The sequence below is a fragment of the Caldisphaera sp. genome (assembly GCF_023256325.1).
In the GTDB taxonomy this organism is placed as follows: Archaea; Thermoproteota; Thermoprotei_A; order Sulfolobales; family Acidilobaceae; genus Caldisphaera.
Map to the genome: position 1 here is coordinate 25,345 of NZ_JAGDXI010000018.1, position 19,504 is coordinate 44,848.

General features: G+C 30.5%; 17 protein-coding genes, 1 tRNA gene and 1 pseudogene. 12 read left to right on the forward strand and 7 right to left on the reverse strand.

Annotated elements, in window-relative coordinates; genetic code table 11:
* The first annotated feature begins 129 nt into the window (after positions 1-129).
* From Q0C16_RS03000 to Q0C16_RS03010, 3 genes are all read left to right on the forward strand, one after another.
* Entirely contained in the window at positions 130-507 is a 378-nt protein-coding gene (locus Q0C16_RS03000; RefSeq protein ID WP_292319560.1) for a cupin domain-containing protein, read from the forward strand.
* A gap of 8 nt (positions 508-515) precedes the next feature.
* On the forward strand, positions 516-1,133 hold the full coding sequence (gene udg / locus Q0C16_RS03005; RefSeq protein ID WP_292319561.1) for a type-4 uracil-DNA glycosylase: 618 nt from the start codon (positions 516-518) through the stop codon (positions 1,131-1,133).
* 199 nt (positions 1,134-1,332) lie between these two features.
* Positions 1,333-1,692 carry a hypothetical protein gene (locus Q0C16_RS03010; protein ID WP_292319562.1) on the forward strand — a complete coding sequence of 120 codons (360 nt, stop codon included), beginning with the start codon at positions 1,333-1,335 and terminating at the stop codon, positions 1,690-1,692.
* Here Q0C16_RS03010 and Q0C16_RS03015 read toward each other — a convergent pair.
* On the reverse strand, positions 1,689-2,000 hold the full coding sequence (locus Q0C16_RS03015) for a transcriptional regulator (RefSeq protein WP_292319563.1): 312 nt from the start codon (positions 1,998-2,000) through the stop codon (positions 1,689-1,691). The genes Q0C16_RS03010 and Q0C16_RS03015 overlap by 4 nt on opposite strands.
* Before the next feature lie 180 nt (positions 2,001-2,180).
* A tRNA-Asp gene (locus tag Q0C16_RS03020) sits at positions 2,181-2,284 on the reverse strand.
* Between the two features lie 118 nt (positions 2,285-2,402).
* Here Q0C16_RS03020 and Q0C16_RS03025 point away from each other — a divergent pair.
* Both Q0C16_RS03025 and Q0C16_RS03030 read left to right on the forward strand, forming a co-directional pair.
* Positions 2,403-3,431 carry a Clp1/GlmU family protein gene (locus Q0C16_RS03025; protein WP_292319564.1) on the forward strand — a complete coding sequence of 343 codons (1,029 nt, stop codon included), beginning with the start codon at positions 2,403-2,405 and terminating at the stop codon, positions 3,429-3,431.
* Between the two features lie 413 nt (positions 3,432-3,844).
* Complete coding sequence (locus Q0C16_RS03030) at positions 3,845-4,300, forward strand: 30S ribosomal protein S15 (protein WP_292319516.1); 456 nt, start codon at positions 3,845-3,847, stop codon at positions 4,298-4,300.
* A 626-nt stretch (positions 4,301-4,926) separates the two neighbouring features.
* On the opposite strand, the gene Q0C16_RS03035 is transcribed toward Q0C16_RS03030, so the two are convergent.
* On the reverse strand, positions 4,927-6,819 hold the full coding sequence (locus Q0C16_RS03035) for a glycoside hydrolase family 15 protein (protein ID WP_292319565.1): 1,893 nt from the start codon (positions 6,817-6,819) through the stop codon (positions 4,927-4,929).
* 176 nt (positions 6,820-6,995) lie between these two features.
* On the opposite strand from Q0C16_RS03035, the gene Q0C16_RS03040 reads away from it, so the two are divergent.
* A complete protein-coding gene (locus Q0C16_RS03040; protein ID WP_292319566.1) occupies positions 6,996-8,441 on the forward strand; it encodes a radical SAM protein in 1,446 nt (481 codons plus the stop codon).
* Complete coding sequence (locus Q0C16_RS03045; RefSeq protein ID WP_292319567.1) at positions 8,438-9,955, forward strand: radical SAM protein; 1,518 nt, start codon at positions 8,438-8,440, stop codon at positions 9,953-9,955. The genes Q0C16_RS03040 and Q0C16_RS03045 overlap by 4 nt, the downstream gene beginning before the upstream one ends.
* Here the strand turns inward: Q0C16_RS03045 and Q0C16_RS03050 are convergent.
* On the reverse strand, positions 9,948-10,985 hold the full coding sequence (locus Q0C16_RS03050) for a V-type ATPase subunit (RefSeq protein WP_292319568.1): 1,038 nt from the start codon (positions 10,983-10,985) through the stop codon (positions 9,948-9,950). The genes Q0C16_RS03045 and Q0C16_RS03050 overlap by 8 nt on opposite strands.
* Before the next feature lie 8 nt (positions 10,986-10,993).
* Complete coding sequence (locus Q0C16_RS03055) at positions 10,994-11,329, reverse strand: hypothetical protein (RefSeq protein ID WP_292319569.1); 336 nt, start codon at positions 11,327-11,329, stop codon at positions 10,994-10,996.
* Positions 11,330-11,418: 89 nt separating this feature from the next.
* Here Q0C16_RS03055 and upp point away from each other — a divergent pair, with 89 nt between their 5' ends.
* The 3 genes from upp to gcvPB all read left to right on the forward strand — a co-directional run bounded on the left by upp (position 11,419) and on the right by gcvPB (position 15,249).
* On the forward strand, positions 11,419-12,063 hold the full coding sequence (gene upp / locus Q0C16_RS03060) for a uracil phosphoribosyltransferase (protein WP_292319570.1): 645 nt from the start codon (positions 11,419-11,421) through the stop codon (positions 12,061-12,063).
* A 229-nt stretch (positions 12,064-12,292) separates the two neighbouring features.
* Positions 12,293-13,690: an aminomethyl-transferring glycine dehydrogenase subunit GcvPA gene (gene gcvPA, locus Q0C16_RS03065; protein WP_292319571.1), complete on the forward strand. Its 1,398-nt coding sequence runs from the start codon at positions 12,293-12,295 to the stop codon at positions 13,688-13,690.
* Between the two features lie 2 nt (positions 13,691-13,692).
* On the forward strand, positions 13,693-15,249 hold the full coding sequence (gene gcvPB, locus Q0C16_RS03070; RefSeq protein ID WP_292319572.1) for an aminomethyl-transferring glycine dehydrogenase subunit GcvPB: 1,557 nt from the start codon (positions 13,693-13,695) through the stop codon (positions 15,247-15,249).
* Between the two features lies 1 nt (position 15,250).
* On the opposite strand, the gene Q0C16_RS03075 is transcribed toward gcvPB, so the two are convergent.
* Entirely contained in the window at positions 15,251-15,844 is a 594-nt protein-coding gene (locus tag Q0C16_RS03075; protein ID WP_292319573.1) for a CPBP family intramembrane glutamic endopeptidase, read from the reverse strand.
* Positions 15,845-15,991: 147 nt separating this feature from the next.
* Between Q0C16_RS03075 and Q0C16_RS03080 the strand changes: the two genes are divergently transcribed.
* A complete protein-coding gene (locus tag Q0C16_RS03080) occupies positions 15,992-18,400 on the forward strand; it encodes a DUF3536 domain-containing protein (RefSeq protein WP_292319574.1) in 2,409 nt (802 codons plus the stop codon).
* A gap of 50 nt (positions 18,401-18,450) precedes the next feature.
* Here Q0C16_RS03080 and Q0C16_RS03085 read toward each other — a convergent pair whose 3' ends face one another.
* A complete protein-coding gene (locus Q0C16_RS03085; protein ID WP_367117896.1) occupies positions 18,451-18,957 on the reverse strand; it encodes a CoA pyrophosphatase in 507 nt (168 codons plus the stop codon).
* A gap of 328 nt (positions 18,958-19,285) precedes the next feature.
* On the opposite strand from Q0C16_RS03085, the pseudogene Q0C16_RS07975 reads away from it, so the two are divergent.
* Positions 19,286-19,504: pseudogene (locus Q0C16_RS07975) on the forward strand (RNA-guided endonuclease TnpB family protein); the annotation flags it as partial.

Sequence of the window (19,504 nt, forward strand, 5' to 3'; positions counted from 1 at the left end):
GTACTTTTTGCTTTTCCTAAAGTCAGAAGTAATTTTTAGATTTTTGTTAAATTTAAAATTAAAAAATTTGAAAAATTTAGACAGAATATTTTTATATTTTTAAAATATATATAATGATAGGTGAATGAGTTGTTAGAATTAAAACCTGTTATTAAAAAATTTTATGAGATAAATGAAGAAAAATTACCAGAAGATCAAGCACAAAAATCATTTATAAGGTGGTTATTAGCTGATGATAACTATAATTTCTTTATGAGATTATTTAGAATAGAAGCAGGTGGCCATATTAATTCTCATTTTCATCCTTGGGAACATGAAATTTTTATTTTGGAAGGCAAAGGCAGGATAAAAATAGGTACAAAGATTTATAATGTAGAGGAGGGTAACTTTATTTATATTCCGCCTAATGCAGATCACGAATATTGGGCCGAGTCTGAATTAAAATTCTTATGCATAATACCATCTAAACCAACGGCTGAAGAGTTAGATAAACCTTTACCATACTAGTGATAGTAATGGAAAGTAAAGAAACTCTTAGACTTAATGAACTAAATAATTCAATAAAAAATTGCAAAAAATGCAAACTATATCAGAATCGAAAAAACGCAGTAACTGGTTATGGAAACATAAAAGCTAAAATAATGTTTATTGGTGAAGCTCCTGGTAGAAATGAAGATATACAGGGGAAACCATTTGTAGGATCGGCAGGCAAGCTTCTTGACTATTTACTAAATAAAATTGGTTTAAAAAGAGACGAAGTATATATAACAAACGTAGTAAAATGTAGGCCTCCTAACAACAGAACTCCTTTGAAAGAAGAAATTGAGGCCTGCATACCATATTTGAAAGAAGAAATTGATATTATTAAACCTGAAATAATAGTAGCTTTGGGTAGGACTTCAGGAGAAGCATTATCATTAATTTCTAATCAAAAATGGGAAGGAATAGAAAAAGAAAGGGGGATAATGAAAGAAATAGAATATAATAATATGAAAATTAAAATTATGTCCACTTATCATCCTGCGGCTGCATTATATAGACCCGAAATAAAAAATAAATTAGAGCAAGATTTTGAAAAAATTAATAATATATCGAAAGAAAGAAAAGGCAAAAATTTATTGGACTTCATTTGATTCAAAAAAGTAAAATCTTAATCAATATTATAGTCATTATAGTTCTTAGTAGAGTTTTTGAGCTAATTAATTTTTCATATAAAAGATTTGAACAAAAATTTAACGATGTTAATATTTATATTCCTATCTTCTTTAATAACAACGAAATTAATATTTACATTTTTAATTTTAATTATACAGTATCTAATAGGTGCATAATGTGGAAGAAAAAATTGATGAAGCCTTTTTAGTGAAGGTAAGTTCTATAAATGATCTTGCAAGACTTGCATCATCTATGGCAGCACATCTAATTTTAATGCCAATTTATAGATTTAATAAAAATAATAAAGCTGTGTATTTTGTACAGGCAACATATAAGGATTATTATAAATTCTATGGAATACCATTAATTTACTATTATGAGAGCAGCGAAAACGTAAGCCATGAAAAATCTAAATACGTGCTTATAAAAACTGATGAGCTTGGAGAGAAAGTTGAAATATCGGACAAAATAAAACCCGGATGGATTGCTATACCAATTATTAATATAGAAGAACTTCCGAAATTTTTTCTAAGCTAAGATTCTGCTTTAATACCTTCCTTATTGTTTTTTAATATACTTTCTTCTAAAATACTTTCTTCTAAAATCTCTTTTAAAGATTCTTCAGATTTCAATTTAGCTAAAACCTTTTTTCCTAATAAACTGATTTGATATATTTTATAGCTACCTCTAGAATATAAAGGATCTAAAAAACCTAAATCTGATAAACATTGTATTGTTGCTAATACTTTATACCTAGGTATGTTCAGTTTTTGGGCAACATCTCCTGGAGACATCGCACCTGATTCCTCAAAGTTCAACAATATGTCTTTAATTATGGTTGACAATCGATTTCACCATAAATTTAATAATTTTATAAACTTTATAAGCAGTCAAGGGTACTATTACTTATTTTTGCTTAGCTTTCAAATTTATCATAATAGCACGTAAAGATTTATAATCTAATGCTTAAAGAATTTTTGAACATAAAAATATGATATTTGTATTATTTTAACTCATAATAATGACGCCGCGGCCGGGATTTGAACCCGGGTCACGGGCTTTCTGTGAGTTTTAGCTCACATGACCTCTTGACAGGCCCGCATACTAGGCCAGACTATACGACCGCGGCTCGCCTTCTATTAAAAGAATAGGAATCGTTATTTAAATTTTCTGTCAATATAATTTTAGTCATTTTAAAGAAAGCAAATTAAAACCAAATAATAAATCTTTTAATTTGGGATTTAAAAATGAGCTGCAACACTTACAATGGTTACTATTTATTACAAGGACCTTTAAGATTAAACTTAATAGAAGGAAGTATAAATATTTTAGGATTTGTATTAAATAACAAGAGCCAAAGGAAAAGCATAATAGTTCCTCTAGGAAGATCATTACCTATTATTGCAAGCAAATCATGTATTGAAGTAAGCCCTTCCTACAAAAGTATTATCGAAGTTAATGATAATATTTATACTATTCTTTACGAGATATATAGAAAAGTTTCTAATAGTGAAAAAATTTTAATTATAGGACCTAATGATAGTGGTAAAAGCACTTTAGCTGCATTTCTTATAAACTCTTTTTGGAGCGAAGGAAAGAAAATGAAAATTATGAGTGCTGATCTCGGTCAGAATGAAATATATTGTCCATCTTTTGTTAGTATTTCTGATATAATTCCTCCTTACATTCCTGGTTGGAAAGACTCAGTAAAAAATATAAAATCTTGCTTTGTTGGTGATTTCAGTTCTTATAAAAATAAGGAAAAATATATCGAATGTATAGAAAAATTAGGGAAAGAAAACTTAATTATAGACACGGATGGTTTAGTGGATGAAGAATCTATTAAGCTTAAACTTTCATTAGCTCAGAAACTTAATATTGATACCATTATATCAATAGGAATTGATAACATGGCAGAAAAATATTTAGATAAAAAAGTCAACATAATAAATTTAGATAAAGTTGTAAAAAAAGAAAAATCTAGAATGCAAAGAAAAGAAAACAGAGATAGGCTAATTTCAAATTGTATATTAAAATCAAGTAAAATACTACTAAAATTAAATAATTTAAAAGTAATAAATGAAAAAAATCTTTCTCCTGGATATATTGCTGGAATCGAATCCAGTGATGGAAATCAGTATTTTGGAATAATATATAAAGTTAGTAACGATATATTAACAATTATAACCCAATATGTTGGAGAAATTAATAAAATAGAAATAGGCTACATAAAATTAAATTTAAAAAACTATGAAAACTTGCTTAAATCAAAATAATAAAATATTTACTGAAGCAAAATTTCTTATTATGAGATAAGATTTTGACAATACGAGCGACAAGCCTTACCTTAGAAGGGGTGGGATAAAGTTTAAAATCTTTGAATACTTTAAAGTATTGCTGAATACAAATCAAACATGTATTGAAGGTTAATGGACAGCTGAACTAATAAAGAGGGTGGCTTTTAGCTACCGGCTATGAAGTTATGAAAATGAAGGCAATAAATCACAAACCTATGATCTCCCTAAGGAAACCCTTCGCCCTTCAAGGCTGAGGGGAGGTCGGTGACTTCTAGTTAGATAACAGAGTTTATTTTTAATTAACAATAGATAAATCTATTTAAGTATAAAATATAAAATCCTGTTCTGTTATATTAAGTTTAGAGAAAAAGCAAAAGGAATAGGTGAAACATATGCATAAGAATAGCAGAAGAGGTAAATCACACTCAATAAGACCTTCATCAGTTACAGCAAACTGGATAACCTATAGTCAGCAAGAAATTGAATTAATAATAGAAGAGCTTGCAAAGAAAGGCTATACACAATCTCAAATAGGAATTGTTTTAAGGGATCAATTTGGAATACCACTGGTTAAACCAATAATAGGTAAAAAGGTAAGCAAGGTATTAGAAGAGAAGAATTTGCTACCAAAAATACCTGAAGATCTATTCAATTTGATAAGGAGGGCAGTTAATTTGAGAAGGCATTTGGATGAGCATCCAAAAGACAAAACAAGCTTAAGGGGATTAATATTTACTGAAAGCAAGATAAGGAGGCTAACTAAATACTATAAGAGAATTGGAAAGATTGCAAAAGATTGGGAATATGATCCCAATACTGCTAAACTTTTGGTAGCTGGTAGCAGCTAAGCAAAATATTAAATTACTTATATTTCAATTTCTCAAATAGTTTCGTGAATTTTATCTATATTTTTAATTAAGCCTTGAACTCAATAAACTTAAAGTAAAACTATATTAGAGCTAATTGGGTTTAAGCTTCATTGAATTTTAATGAATTTATATTCAATTCTCAGCCATTGGGCTTCACCAAAATCACAAGGCATAACCTCTTTCATCATTCTCTTCCTCTTTAGTGGGATAACCCCAACCCATATACGTAGAAATCCACGTATATTACTGTTTTTACAAAAACTTAAAATATTCAGAATTTTAAAAACTTTATCCAACCTCTAAAAGGGACGTGGCTTGTTATTCGTATTTACCAAATAAATAAAGTGTAAATATAGTTTTATATTATTATTCCTTCCGCTTTTGCTAAATTAATAGAGTAATTGTAATGAGCATCAAATATGTATTCAATAATAATTTTTTGTATCTTTGATTTTAATAAATTAAAATTTAATTGCCATAAATTAATTTTGCATCATGAATAATTAACATTTTTATATAATAAACATTAATAATGTTGTAATTATTAATAAAATAATTAAGCAAATTTCATTAATAGCACTTATTAATATTAATTTTTGTAAAAATTATTTCTTTAAAACGCTTCTTTTTTCCATAGCGTATGATATGATGATTAGTAAAGCTATTAATATTATCCAAGTAATTACTGTATCTATTTTATTAGAATTATTTGATGGAAGGTTATTTATAGTAATAACATACATAGCTGCGGACCAAGTTAATGGAGATGTAGTTGGTAAAGGATTCCCATAATTTGGGTCTACCGCCTCAGGTAATAATCCATTTTGAGAATGGGTGTAAACCCAATTTAATAGACTAATGGAACCTGATATATTACCTATAAGCTCATAATAATATGAAAGGAATAAAGTTGTAATATCCCAAGGTGGATTTAGTGAAGAACTATCATATAAATATTGTGAATAATGATAATTATCGTTAGTAAAACGTGATAATCCTCCTAAAACTGTTAAATGAGCTATCTCCTGGTTAACATCGCTATATGCAATCTGAGAGCTCGGATCAATAAATCCTAAATCAATAGGTAAAATTGTAGAGGAATCAAAATTAGAATAAGAGGGCATTAAAGTAACTATTTTTGTGTTATTTTCATAAATTACTGATGGAGTTAGGCTTGGATAAAAATATTTTCCATTCCAAAAATATTTCATTATGCTCTCATTTAATTCAGATGCAGCAACTTTAATTAAAGAATTATTTATGCCTAAGTATTGATATATTAAAGAGGAATCGTATAATCCTATATCATCAATTGATTGTGTCCAAAAATTATATGCTAAGTTCGATTCCCATACACTTAGATCCTCTGGAAGTAAGTGAAATTCATTCCGATTTATTTCATTTATTTCATAGGTAAGCGTTTTATTTAGCGAAGGTAAAATAGATGTAAGAAAACTATAGTTATGGGTTATTTGAAAATACTCATAAACACCAATTTCAAAAAGTCCGATACTATCAAATTCAGGTATACCAAAGTTAGTATCTGGCTGGCCGTTATAAAAATTATATCTTGTGTACCACAAGCCGTCCTTGATTTGGGTAGAATTAGATTCCCATATCCAGAACTTATATGCAGAATTAATATGTCCAGATTCTTGAAGAGCAATAGCTGCAAAGGAAGAGTCTCTTAACCAGTTATAAAGATAAATTGGTGAAGGAGAAGCGGCGAATTCCCCAGTTACAGGATTTTGATCATCTTTAATTAATAACAATGATAGATAATAATCTGATACAAGCTTATTACTGATTTGCGTGTTCTTAACTTTTGAGGATTTATAAAGCCAATTGTTAACTTGGTTTAGATTGTAACTTATTAAATATGATGGAGAATAAAATTTTGAATCATTGATCGAAAATTCTAAATAGCCATTATTTGAATAAGAAACTTGCAGAATTTTTTGAGAATTTGAGCTAATTAGTTTATATGTACCATTGAAAAATATGTATATGGATGGATTATTATTAACTATTGCTTCATTTGAATATATGTTTATGCTATAATTAGATGGTATGTATATGGAAGAAATTATCTTTTTATTGGGAAATATTAGCATTAGTATAGAATTCATGCCTTGAGGAGATAATATTTCAATTTGGCCATTTTTTCCCTCAATCGTTATTGTATTATTTAAATTTAAAGCTGAATAATAAGCAGGGAAAATATTGAATTGTATTTCATAGGGTAATATTCCAAAACTTCCATAATAAATATTTTTTATTGATGCATTTGAATTTTCAAAGCCGTTTAATGTAGCATTAGGTATTGGTATACCTGTTATAACTAAAAAACTTGTATTAACCCAATTACCCAATAATAAATAAGAAGGATAATAACTTAAATCCCTATTATAAACGGTAGAAGCATTTGTGATGTTGGAGAATATAACTATAGCAAATATAATAAAGATAGCAAGTATTTTTTCAGATTTTCTTTTCATTTCGTTTCACTTTATTTAATTCATATTTATCGAAGATATTTAATTTTAATAAACATTGTAAATATAAAAATAAATAAATATTTTATTATTAATAGTTTTATCTACACGTAAAAATAAGTTTTTCAAATAATTTTAATCAGCGTAGCTATATTAATTTTAAATATATATAAATAAATATGGGATTAAATTTGAAGGTACTATTAACTTTACCTCCCGAAATTCATAATTTGGAGATTTATAGAGTTACTGGTATGAGAGCTCCGCCTTTAGGTATACTTAGTATAGCAGCAGTTCTAGAAAAATATGGTCATAAAGTTGAGGTTATAGATAGTCCAACGCTTCAATTGGATTTTAATTCTTGGTTATCTAAAGTAAAATCAATAAAACCAGATGTCATAGGAATATCGATGCAAACTCCAATGGCTCCAAAGGGTTATATGGCCGCAAAACTAATAAAACAAGAAATGCCTGATATACCACTAATTGCAGGCGGTAGTCATCCTTCAGTAATGGTTGAAGAGGCTTTAAAGAACGGATTTGACATTGTAGTTAGGGGTGAAGGAGAGTATACTGCATTAGAACTTATTAATTATCTTGAAAATGAAGGTTTAGAAAAAACAGGTTTAAGTGATATAGCTGGCATAGCATTTACATTTAATGATAAAATAGTTAAAACAAAAGATAGACCCTTAATACAGAATCTCGACGAACTTCCATGGCCAGCTAGACATTTGGTAGATATGAACAAATATACCCTTTTTGGAAAAAACATTAACATAGCTCATATAATGGCTAGTAGAGGTTGTCCCTATGGGTGTATATATTGTATAACAAGCTATTATTGGGGGAGAAGATTCAGATATAGATCTGCTGAAAATGTAATAGAGGAAATAAAGTACTTGTATGATAAATATCATGCTAAAACTATTGTATTTACGGATGATGAATTTACGGCTAATTGGAAGTTTGTTAAAGACTTTATAGATCTTTTAAAGAAAAATAATTTAGATATAAGTTTCTCGTGCGGAACAAGGGTTGATCTTATAAATAAGGATCTTATGAAATTGTTATATGATAATGGTTGCAATGCATTATATTTTGGTGTAGAATCTGCAAGTCAAGATACTTTAAATAAGATAGGAAAAAGGATTACTATTGAACAAGCAAAGAAAGTATTTTCTTATGCAAAAGAACTTAAGGGATTTACAACAGGTTCATTTATTTTGGGATTTCCATGGGAAACTGTTGATGATATGAAAAAGACCATAGAATTTGCAGTAAAATTAAATCCTGATTATGCACAATTCACTGCATTAACTCCGTATCCCGGGACACCACTATACGATTATGCTCTAAAAAACAATCTAATTGTTGATAAGAATTGGGAACATTATACTACTGTGAGGCCTGTTATGAGAGGTTTTAATTTTTCAGATAAAGATTTAGGAAAGATGATTATTTATGCTTATCGTAAGTTTTATGTCAGACTTAATTTTATGGCGAGGGAAATGAGGGCTGGAAGATTTTTAGATTTATTTAAAATCATATCCAAAAATTTAATTATTTCTCCCGTTGAAGATAAGATAAAGAAAGTTTTTGAACCTTTAAGGTGGGAAAGATGAGCATAGATTCTGATTACTATATGGATAAGGTTAATAGTAATGGCGATATAGGTCATTTATTAGCAGGGATTAGAATTTTATTTAATAATCCTGCAACAAGGTCTTTGTTGAAAGTAGCAACAAGAAACATCATGGTCAAATATAAAAGTGGGGAAATAAAAGATGCCCCATTAATATATCATGCTTTGTCAAGTTTTGTTGGAGAAGGTATATCAGAATGTCCTATATCTGCAAGATTTCTAATACCAGTTATTGACAATATAATAAAGCTAGGAATTCTTATGCTTAATGGTGATCTAGAAGCAACAAAAAAGGGTATTTCCGATCCAGCGATTAGGAGAGGAGTTGCATTAGTTATGAAGGGCATAGGGTTATACGGCGTTACTGTCCCTCAAAAAATGCCAGCTCCATTTTTAATAGTATGGAATATGACAAATATGTGCAATTTGAATTGCATTCATTGTTATCAGAAGGCAGGAAAGCCAACACCGGACGAACTAACTTTAAAAGAAAAATTAAATTTAATAGAGCAATTAGATAGAGCCGGAGTAGCATCAATAGCATTGAGTGGAGGAGAGCCTACTATACATCCAGATTATTTTACTATAGTTAAAGAAATATCAAAAAGAGGGATTCATACTGGAACAGCTACAAATGGTTGGTTATTTTCCAATATTAATTACTTGGAAAAAGCAAGAGACAGTGGATTAAGATATGTAGAAGTGTCTTTGGATAGTTCAGATCCAGAGAAGCACGATAAATTTAGAGGAGTTAGAGGATCATGGGAAAAAGCTGTTAAAGCTTTAGAAAATGCTGTAAAATTAGGTATGGATCATGGTATGGCTGTAACTATAACTAAACTTAACTATAGTGAGGTTAAGGACCTTTTAGATTTAGCTGAAGATATACACGTTAAAAGAGTTATATTCTTTAACTTTGTTCCAACAGGAAGAGGAAAAGAAAATATTTGGTTAGATCTCGATCCCATCGAGAGAGAAAAATTCATGAGACATATATATTCTGAAATGAAGAAAAGACAGGGCATGCAAATAGTAAGCACGGCACCTCAATATGGGAGAGTTGCATTGGCCATAAGCCAAGGTAAGGAAATTGCGCCAACTCACTTTGCTGTTTCAGGAGATCCTATTGTAAAAGCTGTAGCAGAATTTGTTGGTGGATGTGGAGCAGGGAGAATATATGCTGCTATTCAGCCTAATGGAGATATTTCGCCATGCGTCTTTTTGCCTATAACTGTTGGTAACATAAGGCAAGAAAGCTTTTGGGAAATTTGGACAAAAAGTAAGGTATTTAATGATTTAAGAGATAGAAGCAAGTTGAAAGGATTTTGTAATTTATGTCCATTTAAAAACGTGTGCGGAGGTTGCAGAGCGAGAGCTTATGGCTATTATAATGATTACTTGGCACCTGATCCAGGATGTATATATAATCTTAAAGAATGGAATAAATTAAAGAAAGAATCTCATATTAAATTAAAAGAATCGCTCATTAGATAATTAATAATTGTTCATATTCATCTTTATTTAACCTTAAGTAAGCTGAAGATATTATGGTTTTTAAGTTGCTCACTTCTTGTTTGAGTAGTATTAAAGCTGCAGAAATTAATGATGGTGAGAAGGGATAGGATTGGAATGCTGCTTCTGAGCTTCTCTTTGCACTTAAGTTTGAACTTTTTCTAATAGAATCCATTATTTCTTCCTCTTTTTTACCTTCTATTTTTATATATTTGAAATGATCTCTAAGAGAAGTTGATAATGCTATAGGATCAGCAGATTCTCTTTCATAAATGCTACTAATTTTATTCCATAATATGTTGCACGCGTTTATTTTGCTAAAGCTAAGCTCTATAATTCTTGCGGGTATTTTTAGCAAAGATGCCTGAATTAAACCTAATGCAATTTTTCCTTCAATTATAGGGCATAGTGTTTTTGAAACATAGTTTTTATCAATGCTATTCAGGTCAGAAAAGCTATCATAGTACAAATTTGATGTTGCCGATAAAGAGTACCAAGTAATCACACTTGAATCCTTTAATTCGTTGAAATATGAATATGCATCCTTCAATGCATTATAAATGTGTTTATATTTTAATGAGATTTCTAAGTATCTTTGGATACCAGCTAATGAGTCTGGTTCTGCTAATATTTTGTTCAAAGAGCTCTGACTCCATAGCAATGAAGTTAGGTTGTTCTTGTCAACTTCTTTTCCTTCAGCTATACTTCTTAGGACTAATAGTGAATCGTTTATTTCGTCTTCTCTGGCAAATGCCAAAGCTAAATTTACAGCCTCTTTGGGAGTAAAACTAGAGATTTCGTCTACGGCAGAATAAAATCTCTTCATTATTTCTTTCTCAGCATCTTGAGCGCTTTTTGTTTCAGAGACGGCTTTATATCTAGTTTCTCTAAGATATGCGTAGATATCTGTTAATGGTGGAGTGAGTTCCCTTATTTTATCTGGCGATATTAATGTGGATTTTAAATACCTTAACCTAGGAACTATTTGAGCATATGTTGAAGGGCTACCCAAAAATAGATTCACCCTGAAACAATTTTCTTTATTTGTTCAAAGACTTCCTTAACTGCTTTATCGTAATTTTCTTTTCCCATTTTTTCTGAGTTTTCTAGTTCTTCTTTTTCTTTTTCTTTATATGCTTCCTCTAATTTCTTAACACTTTCTTTATATGCTTCCTCTAATTTCTTAACACTTTCATCAGAAAGGAACTTGCTCGTTTGTCTTATTTCTCTTCCTAAGCTATCTGCTAATTGAATTAAATCGCTAGATAACTCTTTTGATTCTTCATTAAGCTTTTTCAATGAATCTTCAAACCAAGCTATCGTTTCAGCAAGTTTAGCTATTTCTGATTTTGCCATATGAGGCACCTTTATAACATCTTAATCAAGTAATAGAGTATAGTAGAGGTTAAAAAATCTGATAGGGGACAAAATATAGGTGTGTTCGATTGGTTGAAATTAAGGTCTTGGGAGAAAATCTACCCATAGCAAGATATATATTAAAAAAATTAAGAAACAAGGAAACTGGCTTATTTGAATTTAGAAAAGCAATGATAGATGCAGGTAAAATATTAGCCATAGAAAGCTCTAAGGAGCTCTTATGGAAGGAAACAAAAATCGTAACACCATTAAACGAGGAGGCCATTGAATTTGATTTAATAAATCAACCTATCCTTATTGGTATTCTAGGAGCTGCTTTGCCTTTAATAGAAGGATTTATGGATATATTTCCCGAAGCTCCGGTAGGTCTCGTAGCTGCAAGAAGAAACGAGAGTTATGGATCAATAATTATAGACATATATTATAAAAGATTGCCTGAAAAATATGATGGCGTAGCGTATTTAATTGATCCGATGTTAGCAACAGGAAAAACTATGGAAAAGATAATAAAAGAATTATATAATAGAGATATTAAAAAAATCGTTATAGCATCTGTTATAGCATCTTTAGAAGGTATTAAGTATCTCTCATCGACCTACAATAATTTAATTATATATACTTTAGCAGTTGATAAAAAACTGAATGATAATTTCTTCATAGTTCCAGGATTAGGAGATGCAGGTGACAGAGGGCTAGGAATACAGCCCAACTAATTTTTATTACATGAATAAACAGTAATTGTTAACTCCCCGGTTAACAATTATTTTTTGTTAAAACTTGGGTCATAGAGAATGATAGTATAATCGCTTAGAATTAATAAGAAATAAAAGCCGTATCTTAATGTGGTATTATATTTTTATCTTAAGCATAATTTAAATTTATTAACAAATAGCAAATTAAAATATTTATAATCATTAATAACATTTAAAATGGGGATTAAAAATGGAACATAAATGGATCCCTAATAGTTCAAACGAAATTAAAAAATCAATGCTTGATTATATTGGAGTTAAGGATATTTTGGAGCTATATAATGATATACCAAAAGAAATTCTAATAAACGAAAAAATATGGGATAACTTAGGTATAGGTAAAAAGAGACCCCTAGATGAGATAGAAGTGGAAAAGGTAATTGATGATATTTTAAACAATAACTTGATATTTAAAGAATCTAAGCTCTTTATTGGAGGAGGCGCATGGCCTCATTATGTCCCAGCTGCAGTGCAATATTTAGCTGAAAGAGGAGAGTTACTAACCGCTTATACTCCATATCAACCAGAAATTAGTCAAGGATTGTTACAAATACTCTTTGAATATCAAAGTCTTATGGCAGATATATTAGAAATGGATGTAGTTAATGCAAGTATGTATGATATGGCAAGCTCTTTAGGAGAAGCATTTCTAATGTCTTATAGAATAAACAATAAAAAGAAAATATTGATTCCAGAAACAATAAATCCTTTTCATTTATCAGTAGCAAAAAGCTATACATCACCTCATGAAATATCATTGGTTACATATAAGGTAGATCCTGAAACAGGCTATGCCGATATTGAGGATTTAAAAAGTAAATCTTCTGATGATATTTCTGCAATATACCTAGAATATCCCTATCAATACACTGGTGTTGTTGATGTTAACGCAAAGCCTATTGGTGAAATAGCCCATAGTAAAAAAGCTTTATTTATAATGGGAGTAAATCCAACAAGTCTTATGATATATAAAACTCCCGGAGAACTAGATGCAGACATTTCTATAGGAGAGGGGCAACCATTGGGATTAGGTCTAAATTTTGGTGGTCCATATCTTGGTATATTTGCAACAAAATGGAATGCAGAATTTGTGAAGCAAATGCCGGGAAGACTTATAGGTATGACTACAACAATAGATGGCTCATCTAGAGCTTTTGCAATGATAATGCAGACAAGAGAGCAGCATATAAGAAGATCTAAAGCTACTAGCAATATAACAACTAATTCTGGACTTAGTGCAATGATAGCAGCTTTTTATGTTTCATTATTAGGAAAGAAAGGCCTTAAAGATGTTGCTGAAGCAACATGGTATAGAAGCCATTATGCTTCTAAGCAACTAAGTTATCTAGGTTTTAAGTCTCCTTTGTTTAAGGGAGAATTTTTTGGGGATTTCATTATTGATGTTAAAACCAACTTCGAAGATTTAAGAAATGTAATGATAAAAGAGGGATTATTATTTGGCATTCCATTAAGCAAATACGTTACTTGGGCTAAGGATTCTTGGGGTTTGTTAAGCTTTACTGAAGTTCATTCTAAATCTGATATAGATCTTCTTTTAGATAAATTAAAGAAAATTAAAGGTGAGTAACTATGTTTAAACAAGCTAAATGGGAGGAGCCTCTCATATATGAATTGGGAAGTGGGAGAGAAGGGATAAGATTTAAAGAAATAAATGATGAATTTAAAAAAATATTAGGAGAAATATCAATACCTAAAGAAATAAAAAGAGAAAATGATCCCAATTTACCAGAATTAAGTGAAGTGGAAGTTGTAAGGCATTATACAAGGCTTTCAGAGATGGCATATGGAGTAGACTCAGGTCCAGTGCCTCTTGGAAGTTGTACAATGAAATATAATCCTAAAATATCATTAAAATTATCTACGGATAAAAGACTTCAATTAATACACCCATTACAGCCAGATTCAACAATTCAAGGATTATTAAAAGCGTTATTCGAACTACAAAACTGGCTAGCATTGATAACTGGAATGGATATTTGTACATTACATCCGGCAGCGGGGGCCCAAGGAGAATTGAGCGGAGTATTAATCATAAGAAAATATCATGAGCTAAGAAACAATTTAAACAAGGATGAAATAATTGTTCCAGACTCAGCTCATGGAACAAATCCCGCAAGTGCAGCAATGGCTGGTTTTAAGACTATAGAAATACCTACAGATAATTCAGGAAACATGGACTATGAAGCTTTCTTATCATCATTATCATATAAAACTGCTGGCTTAATGATAACAAACCCAAGCACGTTAGGTTTGTTTGAAGAAAAAATAATTGATGTTGCTAAAGCCGTTCATGAAAAAGACGGATTATTATATTATGATGGCGCAAATTTGAATGGAATATTAGGAAAGGCAAGACCAGGAGACATGGGATTTGATATAGCCCATTTAAACTTACATAAAACCTTTTCAGCTCCTCACGGAGGTGGCGGTCCAGGGTCAGGTCCGGTTTGCATAAAGAATCGTTTAGTTAAAGAAAATATAATGCTTCAAGATTTGTTACCAGGACCTGTAGTTTATTATGATGAAAATGATAAAATGTATAAAATAAGGTGGCCCGGCAAATATAGCCCAGGTTTAATGAAGTCTTTCTTTGGTAATGTTCAACAGTTATTGTGGGCATATACATATATACTTAGCTTAGGACCTCAAGGTTTAAGAGAAGCAGGTGAAATGGCAGTTATAAATACGAATTATTTCATAAAACTGATGAAAGACTCTAAAGGATATTCAATACCTTATGGCAGCAATAGATATAGAAAACATGAAGTAGTATTAAGTGCTGAGCCATTACACGAAGAAACTGGAGTTACAGCTGAAGACGTAAGTAAGGGTTTATTAGATTCAGGATTCTATGCTCCAACAATTTATTTCCCATTAATTGTTAAAGAAGCACTAATGACAGAGTTCACAGAGAGCGAGACGAAAGAAAATATAGAAAACTTTGCCAAAAGATTAAAAGAAATTGAAAATATAGCAAGAAATGATCCAAACGAGCCTAAGAAATGGCCTTTAAATACAGCTGTTGGAAGAATAGATATGGTTAAAGCTAATCACCCAAAAACTATAACACCTACATATAGGGTTAACTACTTGAGATCTAAAGGATTGAGAGGTCCTTTGCGCTAATTTATAATAATATTTTTAAAAACATAAGATAAATCCAAGTCACATGAACTATAGAGGAACTTATCAAACCTAATTTTTTTGCGGTAAACGATAAAAAGAGACCTACTATAAATGCGGCAATTACTAAAATTAAATTTAACGACACAGAATGAACAATTCCATAAAATACGGCAGAAAAGAGCCAGTTAATTTTTAAATCCTTCTCTATTATTACTTGTTGCAATAACCCTCTCCAATACGCTTCCTCCATAACACCAATTAACGCAAGTAGAAAAATGCTCAGTAAACCTTTTGGAACCAATCCATACACATCTAAAACCTCTCCTTCTAAACCAAGTTTTATAGACACTATATTCCCGCCATAAAATACCAAATAAAGTATTATTGCTATACCTAACGAAGAAAGTAAACATAATACATTGCAGCTCTTGTATTTTTCTCTAACCTCTTTTTTAGTTAACGATATTATTCCAAGAATACTTGTTGAAGTTGCCATGGCATAAATAAAATGAGAACTTAAAACATCAAAAGTCAAATACCAAAGAATCCAGGGTAGTACTATCATGAATATATCAAACCTTGATATTTTTTTCAATTCAATTACCTCCAATGCTCTATAACCTTTACAAATAAGGCATATTAAATTTAAAAGTATTAATAGGTACCTTTTTCTTCAGAACTCAATTTATTTATAGCTGTGTAGCTTTTAACCACTATAAAAATATATTTATTAGGGAAAAAATTGGTCAGCGATGAAAAATATATAGCAATATTTGGTCATTTTTATCAACCACCACGATTTAATCCATGGATTTTAGAAATAGATTTAGATATAAGTTCTAGACCTTATCATGATTGGAATGATAGAATAACCAAGGAATCTTATTTGCCAAATGCCTATGCAAGATTGAAGGATGGAGAAATAATTGAAGATGTAGTAAATAATTACAAAAAAGTAACTTTTTCGTTTGGTCCGATACTATTATCATATTTAAAAGAAAAATATAGTAAACTATATAATTTAATAATTGAAGCCGATAAAGAATCTTCATCTAAGTTATCAGGTCATGGAAATGCCATAGCACAGCCGTATGCCCACATAATAATGCCACTCTCATCAAAAGAGGATAGAGAAAGGGATATCTATTGGGGTATAAAATTTTTTGAAAAAACTTTTGATAGATATCCTGAAGGATTTTGGCTCCCTGAAGCAGCTGTAGATAATTTAACACTAGAAATTCTTTATGATTATGGAATTAAATTTGTCATATTAAGTCCTCATCAAGCAAAATCAATAAAAATTAATGATAAGTTTGAGGAAATTAATGAAAAAACATTAGACACTAAAAAAGTATATAGGGCTTTACTACCATCTGGGAATTATATCGGTGTTGTGTTTTATAACAAATGGTTATCAGGTTTAGTTGCTTTTGGTGATCTTCTTAAAAGTGGTGAACTCTTTGCTAGGAAACTAATTGAGTCTTTTGATAACTCTGAAAAGCCCCAATTAGTTAGCATCGCTACTGACGGAGAAACCTACGGACATCATAAACCAAAAGGGGAAGAAGAGCTAGCAAAAGCCTTATCTATTATAGATTCTTATGGAATTAATATAACAAATTATAGTTATTTTTATTCAACCTTCGGAGCATCTTATGATATAACAATAAATGAAAATACTTCTTGGAGCTGCCCTCATGGTATTGAAAGGTGGAGATCCAATTGTGGATGCGCATCAGATATTAGACCAGGCTGGACCCAAGAATGGAGAACCCCTCTAAGAAAATCAATAGACTGGTTAAGAGATATGGCAGAAATGACTATACAAAACATAGGTTCCAAAGTTTCTAATGATATAAACAAAGCTATATTAAATTATGTCGATGTTTTTTATGATTACAAGGCCGAAAACGTTTCAAGCTTTATTGAAAATTTTGCAATCAAAGGAGAAGAAAACAAAATAGTTGATCTTCTTAAATTAATGGAAATAGCTAAAAATTCTATTCTAATGCAATCGAGCGATGCTTGGTTTTTTGAAGATATTTATAGGCCTGAGCCTATTCAATCCCTTAGATTTGCAAAAAGAGTTATACAATTAATTGAAGAATTAGCCAATACTAGAGTTGAAGAGCAATTTTTAAACATATTGAAAGATGCAAAATCAAATAATCCTAGATACGGCAATGGTAAAGAAATATATGAAAAAGAAGCTATTCCTGCTTTGATGACAGCAGAAAAAGTAGGTGCAAGCTATGCAATGAGATTACTTTTTGAAACAATATCAAAAGAAAATGATTATTATTCTTATAAAATTATTTTGGGTCCATATAAGAAGCTAGAATTAGGAAGGGCTAAAGCCGTTACAGGAATAGCAACTTTAATTTCTAAAATCACTTGGAGGAGCACACCGATTATGTTTGCATCAATATATTATGGTTGGTATAACTTACATGCTGGTGCAAAGATATTAGTAGATCAAAAGTCATATATTGAATTTGAGAACTCTGTAACAGAATTTTTTAATAACGGATTATTACCCGATATCATAGACATATTACAAAAAACCTTTTATCCGAATTATTATAATCTGAACAATCTGCTAAAAAATGATCAAAAATTTATTATGGATCATGTGTTGGACTCTGCGATTATAGAGCTAGCAAGACAATATGAAATGTTATATAACAATTATCTTCCTGTTATGGAATATGTAAGAAGCCTTAACTTAAATTACCCAAAAGTTTTTGAATTGCTTTTACAATTCGAGCTCGAAAAATCAATTTTAGAAATTTTAGAGCAAGAAATTATAGACTTTAATAGATTAGAGCAAATAATACAATGGTCTAAAAACTTAGAAGTAAGCATAGATGATTTAGTTCACAGTTTGATTAGGGAAAAAATAGAAAAGGTATTGGATAATTTGATATTGAATCCCCAAGACATAAATTCTATTAATATATTACAAAAACTTCTAGAAATTTCAAAAGGATTAGACTTACCTCTTGAATATCTATGGAATGCACAAAACAAGTTTATTTATTTGAGAAACAATATTTTAAGGCACCTAATATCTTCGGAAGATTATTTAATGAAAACTTTAATACCTCAATATAAGATAATTTCAAGTTATTTAAAGGTAAGGTTCCCATAGCCTTAAATTAATTTTTAGATGATAAAATAATTAATAGTTTCTATATCATTTTAAGAGGTTGTTAGCTTTGTATACCCTTTTTGCTTTAAATCAATTATTATTCTATAAGACAAACCCCATATAACCATGTTACCTGGTAACATAAAGCCGTTTACGTATCCTCTAATGGGATGAAATACTAATCTAGGTTCCCTAATAGAATCTAAAGAAACCCATATAACATGATCTACTTCAGAGTCTTTTGGTTTTGCATCTATGGGACCCTTTAATATGCCTATTACAGGTAATACTCTTAATTTAGGCTGTGAAGATGTTTCATGAACATCCATTACCCCTAAAATATCAACGAATCTAGGAAAAACATCAGCTTCTTCCCATGCTTCCCTAAGAGCTGCATCTATATATGTTTCGTCTTTTTTTATATGTCCTCCTGGAAATGCTAAATCGCATGAAAAACGTCCTGAAACCAAACAATTTTTTCTTACCATCAATACTTTGGGAGGATTTCCATATAACAAAACTAAGACTGCTGCATCTATTTTATCAGACGTTTTGATAGCACCTTCCTATACTTTCAATATATTATTCTTCCGTTAAAGCATATATTTTATTCACTTAGATCTATATAAAATAAATTTTTAATTATTATTTGAATTTTCATATGGGATATAATTATATTCCAATAATATAGTAAATTTAAAATTGAAAATCAATTAATCATTAATAAAATATGACAAAAAGAATGGCAAGCTCTGCCTTTCTGAATGAGGAGTAAAGTTTTAAATTCTAAATAAAGTTTTTTAAATTCTAAAATGTGTTAAGGTATTGTGAAAACAATAAGGTGTGTGGGGAAGCCCATAAAGGGTGTATTAAGTGTCCCCACAGATACATATTCCTGAGTCCCAGGGAGATGGGAGTGGAGGGCAACTCCTGTTGAGGAAGGGTAATGGGCTGAAGAGCCGCCGATGGTCTACCGTTAAACGAATGGAGCGGGGTGGCTTTTGGCCACTAGCTATGAAGTAATGAAAATGAAGGCAGTAAACTATAAACCTGTGAACCGCCCTGGGGAAACCCTCGCCCTTCAGGACGGGGAGGAGGTCAGAG